This is a genomic window from Micromonospora sp. NPDC053740 (assembly GCF_040677775.1).
Taxonomy (GTDB): Bacteria; Actinomycetota; Actinomycetes; order Mycobacteriales; family Micromonosporaceae; genus Micromonospora; species Micromonospora alfalfae.
The window spans coordinates 37,363-52,801 of record NZ_JBFASO010000017.1 but is presented as its reverse complement, the minus strand read 5'-3'; the positions used below and the strand labels follow the sequence as shown (position 1 = coordinate 52,801).

14 protein-coding genes and 1 riboswitch are annotated in these 15,439 nt (G+C 72.8%); of the genes, 11 read left to right on the top strand and 3 right to left on the bottom strand.

The annotated features are described in order from the left end of the window. Positions 1-3: 3 nt before the first annotated feature. Positions 4-1,284, bottom strand: a complete 1,281-nt coding sequence (locus tag AB0K35_RS33150) for a S1 family peptidase (RefSeq protein WP_238671594.1) — start codon at positions 1,282-1,284, stop codon at positions 4-6. A gap of 237 nt (positions 1,285-1,521) precedes the next feature. Here AB0K35_RS33150 and AB0K35_RS33145 point away from each other — a divergent pair, with 237 nt between their 5' ends. From AB0K35_RS33145 to AB0K35_RS33130, 4 genes are all read left to right on the top strand, one after another. Then, positions 1,522-4,005: a tetratricopeptide repeat protein gene (locus AB0K35_RS33145; protein ID WP_363890509.1), complete on the top strand. Its 2,484-nt coding sequence runs from the start codon at positions 1,522-1,524 to the stop codon at positions 4,003-4,005. An 85-nt stretch (positions 4,006-4,090) separates the two neighbouring features. After that, complete coding sequence (def, locus tag AB0K35_RS33140; protein WP_091401921.1) at positions 4,091-4,648, top strand: peptide deformylase; 558 nt, start codon at positions 4,091-4,093, stop codon at positions 4,646-4,648. 5 nt (positions 4,649-4,653) lie between these two features. Beyond that, entirely contained in the window at positions 4,654-5,580 is a 927-nt protein-coding gene (gene fmt, locus AB0K35_RS33135) for a methionyl-tRNA formyltransferase (protein ID WP_238671592.1), read from the top strand. Continuing rightward, positions 5,577-7,013, top strand: coding sequence for a transcription antitermination factor NusB (locus AB0K35_RS33130; RefSeq protein ID WP_238671591.1), 1,437 nt, complete (start codon positions 5,577-5,579; stop codon positions 7,011-7,013). The genes fmt and AB0K35_RS33130 overlap by 4 nt, the downstream gene beginning before the upstream one ends. A gap of 85 nt (positions 7,014-7,098) precedes the next feature. Here AB0K35_RS33130 and AB0K35_RS33125 read toward each other — a convergent pair whose 3' ends face one another. After that, positions 7,099-7,989 carry a septum formation family protein gene (locus AB0K35_RS33125; protein WP_238671626.1) on the bottom strand — a complete coding sequence of 297 codons (891 nt, stop codon included), beginning with the start codon at positions 7,987-7,989 and terminating at the stop codon, positions 7,099-7,101. Positions 7,990-8,071: 82 nt separating this feature from the next. After that, positions 8,072-8,962, bottom strand: coding sequence for a septum formation family protein (locus tag AB0K35_RS33120; RefSeq protein WP_238671590.1), 891 nt, complete (start codon positions 8,960-8,962; stop codon positions 8,072-8,074). A 254-nt stretch (positions 8,963-9,216) separates the two neighbouring features. Here AB0K35_RS33120 and rpe point away from each other — a divergent pair, with 254 nt between their 5' ends. From rpe to ribH, 7 genes are all read left to right on the top strand, one after another. Continuing rightward, positions 9,217-9,897, top strand: a complete 681-nt coding sequence (gene rpe, locus AB0K35_RS33115) for a ribulose-phosphate 3-epimerase (RefSeq protein WP_238671589.1) — start codon at positions 9,217-9,219, stop codon at positions 9,895-9,897. Then, positions 9,818-10,855, top strand: a complete 1,038-nt coding sequence (locus tag AB0K35_RS33110) for a response regulator (RefSeq protein ID WP_363890542.1) — start codon at positions 9,818-9,820, stop codon at positions 10,853-10,855. Before rpe ends, AB0K35_RS33110 begins: the two co-directional genes overlap by 80 nt. Positions 10,856-10,933: 78 nt before the next feature. Continuing rightward, positions 10,934-11,104: riboswitch (FMN riboswitch) on the top strand. Between the two features lie 167 nt (positions 11,105-11,271). Next, positions 11,272-12,333: a bifunctional diaminohydroxyphosphoribosylaminopyrimidine deaminase/5-amino-6-(5-phosphoribosylamino)uracil reductase RibD gene (gene ribD, locus AB0K35_RS33105; RefSeq protein WP_363890504.1), complete on the top strand. Its 1,062-nt coding sequence runs from the start codon at positions 11,272-11,274 to the stop codon at positions 12,331-12,333. Between the two features lies 1 nt (position 12,334). Continuing rightward, positions 12,335-12,979 (top strand): riboflavin synthase, encoded by a 645-nt coding sequence (locus AB0K35_RS33100; RefSeq protein ID WP_357366696.1) that lies wholly within the window; start codon positions 12,335-12,337, stop codon positions 12,977-12,979. Beyond that, positions 12,979-13,668 (top strand): nicotinamide riboside transporter PnuC, encoded by a 690-nt coding sequence (gene pnuC, locus AB0K35_RS33095; RefSeq protein WP_112584599.1) that lies wholly within the window; start codon positions 12,979-12,981, stop codon positions 13,666-13,668. The genes AB0K35_RS33100 and pnuC overlap by 1 nt, the downstream gene beginning before the upstream one ends. Beyond that, positions 13,665-14,930 (top strand): bifunctional 3,4-dihydroxy-2-butanone-4-phosphate synthase/GTP cyclohydrolase II, encoded by a 1,266-nt coding sequence (locus AB0K35_RS33090; protein WP_238671585.1) that lies wholly within the window; start codon positions 13,665-13,667, stop codon positions 14,928-14,930. The genes pnuC and AB0K35_RS33090 overlap by 4 nt, the downstream gene beginning before the upstream one ends. Positions 14,931-14,932: 2 nt before the next feature. Further along, the gene (gene ribH / locus AB0K35_RS33085) at positions 14,933-15,433 is read left to right on the top strand and encodes a 6,7-dimethyl-8-ribityllumazine synthase (RefSeq protein ID WP_091401939.1); all 501 of its coding nucleotides are present in this window, start codon (positions 14,933-14,935) and stop codon (positions 15,431-15,433) included. Positions 15,434-15,439: the final 6 nt, after the last annotated feature.

Here is a 15,439-nt window from a genome sequence, read left to right as displayed (position 1 = left end):
GGCTCAGCCGAGGACGACGCCCGTGGCGCCGACGCCGGCCATGCCGGAGAAGATGTCCTCGTAGTAGAACCGCCAGGCGCAGACCCGACCGGTCTTCACGTAGCCGGTACAGGTCGTCGACGTGAAGGTGTCGTCGATGGCGGTGGTGGTGCCGGTCGCCCAGACCTGGAGCGTGTTCGCAGCGTTCACGATCTCCACCGGGCCACCGCTGTCGCCCTGACCGACGGCGTTGGCGACTGTGGTGTTCTCCGCCTGGACCTGGCCGCAGACCTGACCGAAGTCGCGCACGTTGATGCAGAGGTTGCGGGCCTTCACCTGGATCGAGCAGCGGGTGCCGGAGTACGCGCCCGAGGTGCACACCCAGTTGCCGACCTGGCTGGCCGACGCGCCGATCACCTGGTTGCTGAACTCACTGACCACGTCGCCGTTCGCGGCGGTGCTGTTGTTGAAGACCCGGCCGCCGGCGCCGGCCGACAACAGCAGGGTGTCGGTGCCGGCGTTGCGGGTGCTGACGGTGCCCATCGACTGGCCGGTCGGATCGGTCGCGACGTTGTTGAGGTTGCCGCAGTGCGCGGCGGAGAGGATCCGCGCGTTCCCGTTCTTGAAGACCCCGAAGCCGGTCGAGCAGCCACCGCCGGTGGTGGCGTTGCGCCAGGCGGCACCGCCCCACCACGGCGCGCTGTCGTCCCACCGCGTCGCGGGCGCGGCGGCGACCCTGGTCTGCACGGTCACCGGCACGCCGGCCATGGCCGTCGCGCCGAGCAGCCCGTCCTGCGTGCCGACGAGCAGGCCGGCGCCGTCGGCGCGCGGCCCGACAGTGGTGATCTCGTTTCCGGCCTTGGCCCGCAGCCGATCGGCTGCGGCAAGCAGTTCCCGCTGCGAGTACGCGGCGGGCAGCACCGTGGTGGCGACGGTGGAACGGGCGGTGGTCACCAGGCTCGCCGGCGGCTCACCCTTCCAGTAGACCTGAAGGTGGCGGGTGGTGGGGTCGGCGACGATGCCGGCGAAGCCGGAGTTCGGGCTGCGCTCGGCCACCTTCGTGATCCGCTCGGCGGCGGTGTTCATGCGCTGCTGCAGCCCGAGCAACTCCGACCAGGAGGCGAAGCCGCCGGGCACCGGTGTGCTGTCGACGAAGGATCCGGCGGTGGTGGCCTTGCCGCCCGGTGCGGCGGCGGCCGGGGTGGTGGTCAGGCCCGCGGCGAGCAGCGTGAGACCGATCGCGGTGATGGCGACGCGACGCAACAGCGCCACGGGGCGTCGGGTGGTCGGTTGTGGACGGATCATCGGGTACCTCTTCCCCCAGGTGTCGTGGAGCGGGCCGGGCCCGCACCAGGACGGTGGCACTGGTGTCGACGCCTCGGGACGGATCCTGGACGGGCCTGGACACCGTTGGACACCGCCGGACGGGGAAACCGTCCGTAGTGGAACTGTCATACATTGGCAACCATCTATCGAGCGGCGCGGGGCCGGAATTACCCTGCCCGTGCGCATCCGGGGCCGGATGACCGGGGTGGGGGTCGCATGTCTGAGCAGTGGATACCTTCCGGCACTCATCAGACGTCACATGGGTCACCCGAGTTGGCCCGCGCCGGCACCGAGGCGCAGACACTGCCCGAGTTGGCCGGACTGCTGCGCCAGCTACGCCGCCGAGAAGCCCGTCAGCAGGGCGAGACCCTGCTGACGTACCGGCAGTTGGCCGCGAAGACCGGCTGGTCGCGCGGGATCATCGGCGAGTACTTCGCCGGCAACATCCTGCCGCCGCCGGAACGGTTCGACGCTCTCATCCGACTGCTCGGGGCCACCCCCGCCGAACAGGGAGTGCTGGCCACGGCGCGGGACCGGGTCGAGGAGCGGCGTCGCAGCCCGAACCGCGACCGGGCCACCACCCGGCGGGCGGCGGCGCGGGCCAGGGCCGGCGGCCCAGGCGCCGACGCCACGCTTCACCGGTTCCCGACACCCCGCCAACTGCCCCCGGCGCTGCCCGGGTTCGTCGGGCGTGCGGCCCAACTCGCCCAGCTCGACGACGCATGCGCTCGCGCCGGGGGGTCCGAGGACGACGGCGTGGCGTCGGTCACCGTCATGACGTTGTCCGGTACGGCCGGGGTCGGCAAGACGACCCTCGCTGTGAACTTCGCGCACCGGGTCGCCGATCGCTTCCCGGACGGCCAGCTCTACGTCGACCTGCGCGGGTTCGACGCCACCGGAACTGTGGTGACGGCCGTCGAGGCGGTCCGCGGTTTCCTGGAGGCACTCGAGGTGCCGCCCGAGCGCATCCCCACCCACCTGCCCGCGCAGGTGGGCCTCTACCGCAGCCTGCTCGCCGGCCGCCGGATGCTGGTGCTGCTGGACAACGCCCGTGACGCCGACCAGATCCGACCCCTGCTGGTCGGCAGCCCGACCTGCCTGGTCCTGGTAACCAGCCGCAACCGGCTCGCCGGGCTGATCGCCGCCGAAGGCGCCCGGCCGATCGGCGTCGACCTGCTCAGCGCCGCCGAGGCCTGGCAACTGTTGGCCCGGCGGCTCGGCACGGACCGGTTGGCGGCCGAGCCGCAGGCGGTGGACGAGATCATCGAGCGGTGTGCGCGGCTGCCGCTGGCGCTGGCAGTGCTCGCCGCGAGAGCCGCGGAGAAGCCGACGTTCCCGCTGGCCACCCTCGCGGCCGAACTGCGGGCGGCGCCGCGACCACTCGACTCGTTCGACGGAGGGGACGCCGGCACCGACGTGCAGGCCGTCTTCTCCTGGTCGTACCGGAGCCTGACCCCGGCGGCGGCCCGCCTGTTCCGGCTCTTCGGCTGCCATCCCGGACCGGACATCGGGTTCGCCGCGGCGGCCAGTCTGGCCGGGCTGCCTCGGGCCCAGGTGCCCCGACTGCTGGCCGAGCTGGCCCACGCGCACCTCGTCACCGAGCACGCCCCCGGCCGGTTCGGCGCGCACGACCTGCTCCGGGCGTACGCGGCCGAGCAGGTCGAACGCCTCGAACCGGAGGGGGTCCGGCGGGCCGCGATCCGGCGTGGGCTGGACCACTACCTGCACACCGCGCACGCGGCGGCGCTGCTGCTGCAACCGGGACGGGACCCGGTCACCCTCACCGCCGCCGCGCCGGGTGTGCTCCCCGAGGAGATCGCCGACCTCAATCAGGCGCTCGTCTGGTTCAGCGTCGAGTATCCGGTGCTGCTGGCGGCGGTCGCCCACGCGAGACGGGTCGGGTTCGACTGCCATGCGTGGCAGCTGGCCTGGACACTTGTGGACTTCCTGCAACGCCGGGGGCGGTGGCCGGACCTGGCCGTGGCCCAGCGCAACGCCCTGGCCGGGGCGCAGCGGGCCGGCGACCGACAGGGGCAGGCGAACGCCCACCGCGACCTCGCCCGGGTGCTGTCCCGCCTGGGCCGGGTGAACGAGGCGGCGAGGAACTACCGGCAGGCCCTGGTGATCTTCGCGGAGCTGGCTGACCACACCGGGCAGGCCCGCACCCACCGGGCGTTCGGCGCGATGCTCGACGGTCTCGGTCGGCACGCCGAGTCCCTGGAGCAGAGCGAGCGGGCGCTGGCGCTGTACCGGGCCTCCGGGCACGTCGCCGGGGAGGCCAGCGCCCGCAACGCGGTGGGGTGGGCGTACGCCCAGCTCGGCCAGTACGAGCCGGCGCTCGGGCACTGCCGGGAGGCGTTGGCGCTGCTGCGGACGACGGGCGACCGGCACGGCGAGGCGAACACCTGGGACAGCCTCGGCTTCATCCACGCCCGACTGGCCGACCACCGGGCCGCGATCCGCTGTTTCCAGCGGGCCCTCGGGCTGTACCGGCGGGTCAGCGACCGCTACGACGAGGCGGACACCCTGTCCCGGCTCGGCGAGAGCCGGCAGGCGGTGGGGGACGCGGCCGGCGCCGCGCGCACCTGGCGGCGGGCACTGGTCATCCTCGACGATCTCGGCCACCCGGACGCCGAGCGGGTGCGGGAGCTGTTGGCCGGGGAGTCCGCCGGTGACGCTGGGCACACCGGCGGTGGTTGAGCGAGGTGCGCCGCCCGGTGTCCGGCCGGGCACTCCGTAGACTGGTACGGCACCGCTCGTCCACCCGAAGAAGGAGCCGTCCCGCGTGACCGTCCAGCCCATCCGTCTGTTTGGGGATCCGGTGCTGCGCACGCCGGCCGATCCGGTGGTCGACTTCGACGCCGAGCTACGTCGGCTCGTCGCCGACCTCACCGACACGATGCGTGAGCAGAACGGCGCCGGCCTGGCCGCGCCGCAGCTCGGTGTGAGCCTACGGGTGTTCACCTTCGACGTCGACGACGTCCTCGGGCACCTGATCAACCCGGTGCTGGAGTTCCCCGACGAGGAGGAGCAGGACGGCCCGGAGGGCTGCCTGTCCATCCCCGGGCTCTACTTCGACACCAAACGTCGGCAGAACGTCGTCGCCAAGGGCTTCAGCTCGTTCGGCGACCCTATGCAGATCGTCGGCACCGGCCTGATGGCGCGCTGCGTGCAGCACGAGACCGACCACCTCGACGGGGTGCTCTTCCTGGACCGACTGGACCCGGAGGGGCGCAAGGAAGCCATGAAGGCGATCCGCCAGGCCGAGTGGTACGACGCGGCGGCCCCGCCCACCGTCAAGCTCAGCCCGCACATCAGCGACCCCTTCGGTCTGGGGCGCTGACCCGGATGCGCGTGATCTTCGCCGGTACGCCGGCCGTCGCCGTTCCCGCCCTGGCCGCCGTCGCCGCCTCCCGACACGAGCTGGTGGCAGTGGTCACCCGACCCGACGCGCCCGCCGGGCGTGGGCGGGGCCTGTCCCGCTCGCCGGTCGGCGCGTGGGCCGACGAGCACGGCGTCGAGGTGCTCACACCGGCCCGCCCCCGCGAGCCGGAGTTCCTCGACCGGCTGCGCGAGTTGGAGCCGGACTGCGTGCCGGTGGTCGCCTACGGCGCGCTGGTGCCGCCGGCGGCCCTGGAGATCCCCCGGCACGGCTGGATCAACCTGCACTTCTCCCTGCTGCCCGCGTGGCGTGGCGCCGCACCCGTGCAGCACGCCGTGCTGCACGGTGACGAGCTGACCGGGGCCAGCGTCTTCCAGTTGGAGGAGGGCCTCGACACCGGCCCGGTCTACGGCACGCTGACCGACGAGATCCGCGCCACCGACACCTCAGGCGACCTGCTGGGGCGGCTCGCCGATTCCGGCGCCGGGCTGCTGGTGGCGGTGCTCGACGCGATCGCCGACGGCACCGCCCGCGCCGAGCCGCAGCCGGCCGACGGGGTGTCGCTGGCGCCGAAGCTGACAGTGGATGACGCGCGGGTGCGCTGGAGCGACCCGGCCTTCGCCGTGGACCGGCGGATCCGGGCCTGCACGCCCGCTCCGGGTGGCTGGACCACGTTCCGCGACGAGCGGGTGAAACTCGGCCCGGTCGTCCCGGTGCCCGACGGCCCCGAGCTGAAGCCGGGGGAGTTGCTGGTGGAGAAGTCCCGGGTGCTGGCCGGCACGGCGACAGTGCCGGTACGTCTCGGCGAGGTCCGCGCCGCGGGCAAGCGGGCGATGGACGCTACCGACTGGGCGCGCGGCGTCCGGGTCGGCACTGGAGAGGACTTCGCGTGACGGCACCGGAGGGAACCCGACCGACGCGCTCCGGCCCGTCGACCGGCCGTGGCGGGGACCGGCGTCCGGTCCGACCACCGCTGGACCGACCGCGCCGCGCCGCGTACGAGGCGGTGGCGGCGGTGCACCGGGACGACGCGTTCGCCAACCTGGTGCTGCCCATCATCCTGCGGGAAGAGGGGTTGTTCGGTCGGGACGCGGCCTTCGCCACCGAGCTGACCTACGGCACCCTGCGCCACCTGGGCACGTTGGACGCGATCCTGACCGACGCTGCCGGCCGGGACGTGGCCCGGATCGACCCGCCGGTACGCGACGCGCTGCGGCTCGGGGCGTACCAACTCCTGCACACCCGGGTGCCCCCGCACGCCGCTGTCTCCTCGACTGTGGACCTGGTCCGTTCGGTAGCACCGGGCGCCACCGGTTTCGCCAACGCGGTGCTGCGCGAGGTGTCCACCCGTGACGCGGACGCCTGGGTGGCGAAGCTCGCTCCACCGATGGAGACCGACCCGGTCGGGCACCTCGCGCTGGCGTACAGCCACCCGCAGTGGATCGTGCGGGCCTTCTCCGAGGCGCTCGGCGGCGATCTGGGTGAGACGGAGCGTCTCCTGATCGAGGACAATGAGCGCCCGCCGGTGCACCTGTGCGCCCGGCCCGGCCTGATCGACCCGGTCGAGCTAGCCGACCAGGTCGGTGGTGCGCCGGGTGCCTTCTCGCCGTACGCCGTCTATCTGCCCGGCGGGTCGCCGGGCGACATCCCGGCGGTGGTCGACGGCCGGGCCCACGTCCAGGACGAGGGCTCCCAGTTGGTGGCCACCGCGCTCGCCGACGCGCCGCTGGACGGCCCGGACGGACGGTGGCTGGACCTGTGCGCCGGCCCGGGTGGCAAGGCCGGGCTGCTCGGCGCGTTGGCCGCGCAGCGGGGTGCCCGGGTGACAGCGGTGGAGGTGGCCGAGCACCGCGCCCGGCTGGTCTCCCTGGCGACCCGGGACCTGCCGGTGGCCGTGCTGACCATGGACGGCCGTGAGGTCGGCGGCGACCCGAAACTGCCGGAACAGCACTTCGACAGGGTGCTTGTCGACGCGCCGTGTACCGGGCTGGGGTCGCTGCGTCGTCGGCCGGAGTCGCGCTGGCGTCGCCAACCGTCCGACCTGCCGCCGCTGACCCGGCTGCAACGGGAACTGCTCGGCGCGGCGCTGCGGGCGGTCCGCCCGGGTGGCCTGGTCGCCTATGTCACCTGTTCGCCGCACACCGTCGAGACGCACGTGACGGTGACCGAGGCGGCCCGCCGTAGCGGGGTTCCGGTGGACTTCGTGGACGCCCGCCCGCTGCTGCCGGCCGGCATGCCCGGTCTCGGTGACGGGCCGACTGTGCAGCTCTGGCCACACCGCCACGGCACCGACGCGATGTTCCTCGCCGTCCTGCGCCGAGGTTGATCTGTTCCATGCGTCCGGCCGGTCAGCCGACCGGCCGGACGTCGTGCGTTCACGCTCGGCTCGACCGAGGGCTTTGACACACGCCCTAGGTGACCGGGAGGCCCTTGGTGCCGGCGTTCTTCATCGAGCGGGTCAGGTTCCGGTCGGAGATCCAGAGGAAGCACTGCACGCCCCGGTTCCCGTTGCGCCACTCCTCCTCGTACGGCTGGTAGTAGATCGTGCCGGCGCGGAAGTCGAGCTGGGAGTTGTCCGGAACCTTGGCGTACTTGGCGATCATCGTCTGGCAGGCCCGGTGGGTCCGCTTGGTGCTGCGGGTGAACTCGGCGTAGCTGGTGTCCGGCGCCTGCCAGACGCCGACGAACTCGGCGTGGTGCTTGGCGGTGCAGGAGACCGGCACCATCTCGTCGATGTCGTCCTTCACCAGCTTCGGGTTGAAGCAGCGGTACGCCAGCGGGGCCGCTCCGGACAGCGCGCCCCGGAGGGTGCCGGTGCGCAGGTCGACCGCCGTGTCGTCGATGCTGGCGATCTCGGTGACGTCGCAGCGGTACCAGCGGGCTCCGCCCGACCAGGCCTGCGGCGACGGCAGCACGACGGTCAGGCCGAGTCGCCCGGAACGCCAGTCGGCCCCCACCGCCTTGTTGACAGCCGTGTCGCACCCGGTCTGCGCGGCCCGCATGCCGGCCGAGCCGGGCTGCGGGGGCGTGCCGCCGTCGGCGCCCGGGCCGGTGAGGGTGCCGACGTGCATGGTCTCCACCCGGTGCGCCTCGGTGCACGCCGTCGGGTTGTAGCCGGTCAGGAAGCCGACCTGCTGGGAGCTCTGGTGGCAGACGTCGGCAGCGGGGACGAACTGCTGCGCCGCGACGGGCGCCGGCCAGTCGTCGATGAGGTCACTGTCGATGCCGGCGGGTGCGCCGCACCCGGCCAGCGCCAGGGCCAGCGCCCCACCCCCGGCGAACGCCGCCAGCCACCGTCGCATCCCGACCTCCCGCCGCTGCTGGCCCCCGACCGGACCCGGCCGGTCGATAGCGCCACGGCGCAGCAGCATACGGCAACGATGCTCAGATCGCGGGCAGTCCCTCGGGACCGGCGCCGCGCATCGAGCGGGTGAGTTTGCGGTCGTCGCTCCACAGGAAACAGCGCACTCCACGGTCGCCCTCCTCCCACTCCCGCTGCGACGGCGGGTAGTAGATGGACCCGGCCCGGTACGGCAGCTCGCTGTTGTTGGGCACGGCGGCGTACTCGGCGATCAGCGCCATGCAGCGCTGGTGGGCCTGTTCGGCGGACTTGGCGAACTCCGCCCAGCTCATGTCCCGTTCCTCGTAGACGCCAACGAACTCGGCGCGGTGCGGCTCGGTGCAGAGCACCGGCGCCATGTAGTTGAGGTTGTCGCCGATCAGCTTGGGGTCGAAGCAGCGGTGCGTCAGCGGCGTGTCGCCGATCAACGCGCCGCGCAGGCTGCCGGTGCGGTTCACCGGGCGGGTGTTGTCGATGCTGCCGGTCTCGCTGATGTCGCAGCGGAACCAGCGGGCGCCGCCGGCCCAGGCGGCCGTGGACGGCAACGCGAGGGACAGCGCGAGTCGGGCCGTGTGCCAGTCGCCGCCGAGCACCTGCCGGGCCCGCTGGTCGCACTCGGCGCGAGCCGTGCGCAGCGCCGAAGATCCGGGTTCCGGTCGGGCCTCGGTCAGTGCGTCGGGCCCGACGAAGGTGCCGACGTGGATGGTCTCGGCCAGGTGGTTGCGTGCGCAGTCCACCGTCTCGTACGTGCTGGCCTGCACGACAGTGGCGATCCGCGGCAGGCAGGTGTCGGTGGCGGGGGTGAACGGCTTCGGAACCCGCAGCGTCGGCCAGTCGTCGGTGAGATCACCGTCCGCGCCCCGGGCCGGCGTGCAGCCGGCCAGCAGCATCGTCGTGACGCTGGCCAGCACCAGCGCTGGAAGCCACCGTCGCATCGTCCGCCCTCCCGGGAGCTGGCGGCCGGTCGCCGCGCCCCGCGGCGAGACCCCGGCGGGCGTGCAGCCTACGGCACCGTCCCGGTTGGAGTGTCGTCGCGTTTCCGTCGATCGGCCAGTGGCTGATGTCTGTTCGTCCGGATTCGGAGGTCCGGAGCGTCCAATTCTGCACCAATGGTCATTGCTGGGTCACAGGGCGTCCCCAAAGGTGCCGCGATGCGGGTGGCGGGTGGCCACGTTCGTACACTGGCCCCGTGACCGTACCGCCGCCGATCGTCGCGCCGAGCATCCTGGCCGCCGATTTCGCCCGACTCGCCGAAGAGGTCCGTGCCGTCGAGGACGCCGCGGACTGGTTGCACGTCGACGTGATGGACAACCATTTCGTGCCGAACCTGACCATTGGGCTGCCCGTGGTGCAGAGCCTGCGGGCCGTCACGGCGATGCCCTTCGACGTGCACCTGATGATCGAGGACCCGCGCCGGTGGGCCCCCGGGTACGCCGACGCCGGGGCGTACAACGTCACCTTCCACGCGGAGGCGTCCGACGACCCGGTGGCGCTCGCCAAGGACCTGCGTTCGGCCGGTGCGAAGGCGGGCCTGGCCATCGACCGGGACACCCCGATCGAGCCCTACCTGGACCTGCTGCCCAGCTTCGACACCCTGCTGATCATGACGATCAAGGCAGGTTTCGGTGGGCAGCGGTTCATTCCGCAGCTGCTGGAGAAGGTGCGGACGGCCCGGCGGCACGCGTCGGCCGGGCACCTGGAGCTGCGCATCGAGGTGGACGGCGGTATCGCTGCCGACACCATCGAGCAGGCGGCAGCGGCGGGCGCCGACGCGTTCGTGGCCGGCACCGCTGTGTACGGGGCCGCCGACCCGGCAGAGGCGGTACGGCACCTGCGGGCACTGGCGGAACGCGCGGCGCCCGGGGCCTGAGGTGGAGCCCGAGGCCGACCGCAAGGACATCATTCTCGTCGTCGACGACGACGAAGACATCGCCCGGTTCGTCGAGTTCAACCTGCGGCTGCACGGCTTCGAGGTGATCCACGCCAACGACGGCCAGGAGGCGCTGGAGGTCATCGAGCGCCAGCGGCCGGACCTGGCGGTGGTCGACCTCATGATGCCCCGGATCGACGGGCTGGAGCTGACCCGCCGGCTGCGCGCCGACCCGATGACGTCCGCTCTTCCGGTGATCATGCTGACCGCCAAGGGGATGACGGTCGACAAGGTGCACGGGCTCAGCGCCGGCGCGGACGACTACCTGGTCAAGCCGTTCGACACCGCGGAGCTGGTGGCCCGGGTCTCGTCCACGTTGCGCCGCAACAAGGAGTTCCGGGAGGTCTCCCCGCTGACCGGGCTGCCCGGCAACAGCCGGATCCGTCGGGAGATCAGCGATCGCGTCCGGAACGGCGTGGACTACGCCGTCGGCTACGTCGACATCGACCGGTTCAAGAGCGTCAACGACCGGTACGGCTTCGTGCGTGGCGACGACTTCATCTCCGCGCTGGCCCGCAGCCTGCACCGGGCGGTGGTGGGCGTCGGCCTGCCACCGGCCTTCCTCGGTCACGTCGGCGGTGACGACTTCGTCATCGTCTGCGCCCCGGACCAGGTGCGCCCACTGACGTCCCGGGCGGTCGTCGACTTCGAGAACGCCGCCGACACGCTCTACGACCAGACCGACCGGGAGCGCGGCTTCGTCGAGTTGAAGGATCGGCGCGGCAACATCCGGCGGGCTGCCCTGGTCACGCTCTCCATCGGGGTGTCCCTCTCCGACGCCGGCAAGCGGTTCACCGACCCGCTCGAAGCGATAGCGGTGGCCTCGGAGATGAAGACGGTGGCCAAGAGTCAACCGGGCTCCTACGTGGCGGTGGACCGGCGTCGCGGCGTCACCTGAGCGTGATAGCGCTGTGAAGTAGCTCGCCTAGGTGGCGGCAGAGCCGGATCGGCGTGTAAGACTTCCCGTGTACCCACCACGCGCTGGCGGGACTCGGTGAAATTCCGAACCGGCGGTGATCCACGGTCCAACCGTGGTCAGCCCGCGACCCGGACGGCTCTGCCGTCCGGTGGACCTGGTGAAAATCCGGGGCCGACGGTTGGGGGCGGTTCGTCCGCGCCCAGACAGTCCGGATGGGAGACAGCGCGCGGGACGGACGGGTCCGAGCCGGCCGCTGGCTTCAGCGTGCCGTGCCGACCCTCCCGGGGCGGCTGTGCCGTTCCCGGAATCCGCCACCGCCTGCCAGTGGCCCCATGGCCACCGCCTCCCTGACCGCCCGCGCGCGGACCGGCGAGTGAGAGGGCAGGGGCAGGGCGATGGCCAGCGTCTCCGTTGATGAGGCGATGCGGCGTGCGATCGAGTTGGCAGCGCGCGGGCTCGGCACCACCAGCCCCAACCCCGTGGTCGGGTGCGTGCTCCTCGACGCCGACGGCGAGGTGGTGGGCGAGGGCTTCCACGCCTACGCCGGGGGGCCGCACGCCGAGATCGTCGCCCTGGCGCAGGCCGGGCAGCGGGCCAAGGGCGGCACAGCTGTCGTCACACTCGAACCCTGCGACCACACCGGCCGCACCGGCCCCTGTAGTTCCGCGCTCGTCCAGGCCGGGGTGGGCCGGGTGGTCATCGCCGTACCCGACCCGACCCCTGTCGCTTCCGGGGGCGCCGCCACCTTGCGCGCCGCCGGGGTCCGGGTCGATCTGGGGGTACGCGGCGAGGAGGCCGAGGCCGGCAACGTCGCGTGGTTGACCTCGATGCGCCGCGGCTGGCCGTACGTGATCTGGAAGTACGCCGCCACGCTCGACGGGCGCTCCGCCGCGGTGGACGGCACCAGCATGTGGATCACCTCGGAGGCGGCCCGGATCGACGTGCACGCGCTGCGCGGCACCGTCGACGCGGTCATCGCCGGGGTGGGCACGGTGCTCGCCGACGACCCCCGGTTGACCGCCCGCAACCTGCGCGACGGCAGCCTGGCCATCCGGCAGCCGCTGCGGGTGGTGGTGGACAGCTCGGGGCGTACCCCGGCTGACGCCCGGGTCCGCGACGGCGCCGCGCGCACGTGGATCGCGACCGCCGACGAGGTCGGCGCCGACCCGGACGGCCGGGTCGACCTGTCGGCGCTGCTCGCGACGCTGCACCAGCGCGGGGTCCGTGCGGTGCTGCTGGAGGGCGGCCCCCGGCTGGCCGGCGCGTTCCTGGAGGCCGGCCTGGTCGACAAGATCGTCGGGTACGTCGCGCCGCGGTTGCTCGGCGCCGGCCCGACCGCTCTGGTCGACGCGGGAGTGACCACCATCGCCGAGGCCATCGATCTGGAGTTCGTCGACGTTACGCAGATCGGTCCGGATCTCCGGATCACCGCTTTGCCCCGCAAAAGGGAGGGCTGAGATGTTCACCGGCATTATCGAGGAATTGGGCGAGATCGTCCGGGTGGCGCCGACGGCAGGCGATTCGGCGCTGCTGGGCGTACGCGGCCCGTTGGTCACGTCCGACGCCCGGCACGGCGACTCGATCGCCGTCAACGGTGTCTGCCTGACCGTCGTGGAGGTGGCCGACGGTGTCTTCACCGCCGACGTGATGGGGGAGACGCTGCGCCGCTCCGCGCTGGGCGCGCTGCGCCCCGGCGACCCGGTCAACCTGGAGCGGGCCGCCGCGCTCGGCAGCCGGCTCGGCGGGCACCTGGTGCAGGGCCACGTCGACGGCGTCGGTGAGCTGATCTCCCGGGAGCCGGCCGAGCAGTGGGAGACCGTCCGGTTCCGACTGCCCGCCGCCCTGTCCCGGTACGTGGTGGAGAAGGGCTCGATCACCATCGACGGTGTCTCGTTGACGGTGGCCGCCGTCGGCGCGGACGAGTTCGCCGTCGGGTTGATCCCGACCACGCTGAAGCTGACCACGCTCGGCGCGAAGGGCGTCGGCGACCCGGTCAACCTGGAGGTCGACGTGCTGGCCAAGTACGTCGAGCGGCTGCTCGGCGACCGGCTCACCCACGCCGACGCCAGCGGGGCTGCCGCGCAGCCGGGCGGGGTGGCGTGATGGGTCCGCTCAGTTGGCTGCTGGACGCCCAGGTGCACGTAGCCGGCTCTCCGGTGCTGGCCAGGGAGATCGTCGGCAACGCGTTCGGGCTGGTCTCGGCGCTGCTCGGGTTGCGCCGGCTGGTCTGGGCGTGGCCGGTCGGCATGATCGGTAACGCGCTGCTCCTCACCGTCTTCCTCGGCGGGGTGTTCGCCACCCCGCAGGAGCACGACCTGTACGGGCAGGCCGGCCGGCAGGTGTTCTTCTTCGCGGTCAGCGTCTACGGCTGGTGGCGCTGGCAGCGCAACCGTCGCGCCGACGCCGGGCAGGCCGCGGTCGTGCCGCGCTGGGCCACCGGACGGGAGCGACTGATGCTGCTGGTGGCCGCCGTGATCGGCACCGCCGCGGCGTACCCGCTGCTCAAGGCCCTGGGCTCGTGGGGCCCGCTGCCCGACGCCTGGATCCTCACCGGCAGCCTGCTGGCCACGTACGGCATGGCCCGCGGCTGGGTGGAGTTCTGGCTGCTCTGGATCGCCGTGGACGCGGTGGGCGTGCCGCTGCTGCTGCGCGGCGGGTTCTACCCCTCGGCCGTCATGTACCTGATCTACGGCGCCCTCTGCGTCTGGGGCTTCGCCGCCTGGTGGCGCACCTCCCGCGCCGCCCGACCGGCGACCGTCCGTACGCCCATCTACACGGAGGCTGTCGCATGACCAGTTTTGGGGATATCGAGCAGGCGGTCGCGGACATCGCGGCCGGCCGGCCGGTCGTCGTGGTCGACGACGCGGACCGGGAGAACGAGGGCGACCTGATCTTCGCGGCCGAGTTGGCCACGCCGGAGCTGATGGCGTTCATGGTCCGCCACACCTCCGGGTACGTCTGCGTGGCGCTGACCGAGAGCGAAGCCGACCGGCTCGACCTGCCGCCGATGCACCACACCAACCAGGACCGGCGCGGCACCGCGTACACGGTGACAGTGGACGCCCGCGAGGGGGTCAGCACCGGCATCTCGGCGGCCGACCGCGCACACACCAGCCGGTTGCTCGCCGGCGCGGCGACCGACCCGACCGACCTGTCCCGCCCCGGGCACGTGGTGCCGCTTCGCGCTCGCGAGGGCGGGGTGCTGCGCCGACCGGGGCACACCGAGGCGGGGATCGACCTGACCCGGCTCGCCGGGCTGCGTCCGGCCGGCGTGCTCTGCGAGCTGGTGAACGACGACGGCACCATGATGCGCCTGCCGGACCTGGAGAAGTTCTCCGCCGAGCACGGCCTCACGCTGGTCACCATCGCCGACCTGATCGCCTACCGTCGGCGTACCGAGAAGCAGGTCGAGCTGGTCGCCGACGCCCGGATGCCAACGAAGCACGGGGTCTTCCGGGCGCTCGGCTACCGCGCCGAGCACGACCCGGCCGAACATGTCGCGATGGTGCTGGGTGACCTCGGTGACGGCCAGGACGTGCTGGTCCGGGTGCACTCCGAGTGCCTGACCGGGGACGTGTTCGGCTCGCTGCGCTGCGACTGCGGGCCGCAGCTGGATGCCGCACTGGCTCGGGTCGGGCAGGAAGGCCGGGGCGTGGTGCTCTACGTCCGGGGGCACGAGGGACGCGGCATCGGCCTGCTGCACAAGTTGCAGGCGTACCAGTTGCAGGACCTGGGCCGCGACACCGTCGACGCCAACCTCGACCTGGGTCTGCCGGCCGACGCACGCGACTACGGCACCGGCGCGCAGATCCTCTACGACCTGGGCGTGCGGTCGATGCGGCTGCTGACGAACAACCCGGCCAAGCGGGCCGGGCTGGAGGGGTACGGGTTGACCATCACCGGCCGCGAGGGGCTGCCGGTCGGCGCGCACCCGGAGAACATGCGCTACCTGCGCACCAAGCGGGACCGGATGGGTCACCTGCTGGACGAGTTGGACGAGGTGTCCGAGGCGCCGCTGGGGCGTCCGGTCGCCAACGACGAGATCGGAGCATGACGATGGCGGGTTTCGGTGAGCCGGGAGTCGAGGCGGTCGACGCCGCGGGGCTGACCGTCGGGGTCGTTGCCGCCCGCTGGCACGGCGAGCTGACCGACCACATGCTGGAGCGTGCGGTGGCAGCCGCCGAGGCGTGCGGCGCGCGTTCCGTGGTCGCCCGGGTTGCCGGCTCGGTCGAGCTGCCGGTGGTCGCGCAGGCCCTCGCCCGCCGCTGCGACGTGGTGGTCGCCCTCGGCGTGGTGGTCCGGGGTTCCACCGCCCACTTCGACTACGTCTGCCGTTCGGTCACCGACGGGCTGACCCGGGTGGCGTTGGACGAGGGCAAGCCGGTGGCGCACGGAGTGTTGACGGTGGAGACCATCGAGCAGGCCCGCGACCGCGCCGGTCTGCCCGGCTCGGCGGAGGACAAGGGCTGGGCCGCCACGGTGGCGGCGCTCGACGCGGCGTTGGCCGTGCGGACGGTTGCGGCGGGCAACGCCCAGCGGGTCGGCTTCGGCGGCTGACGCCTC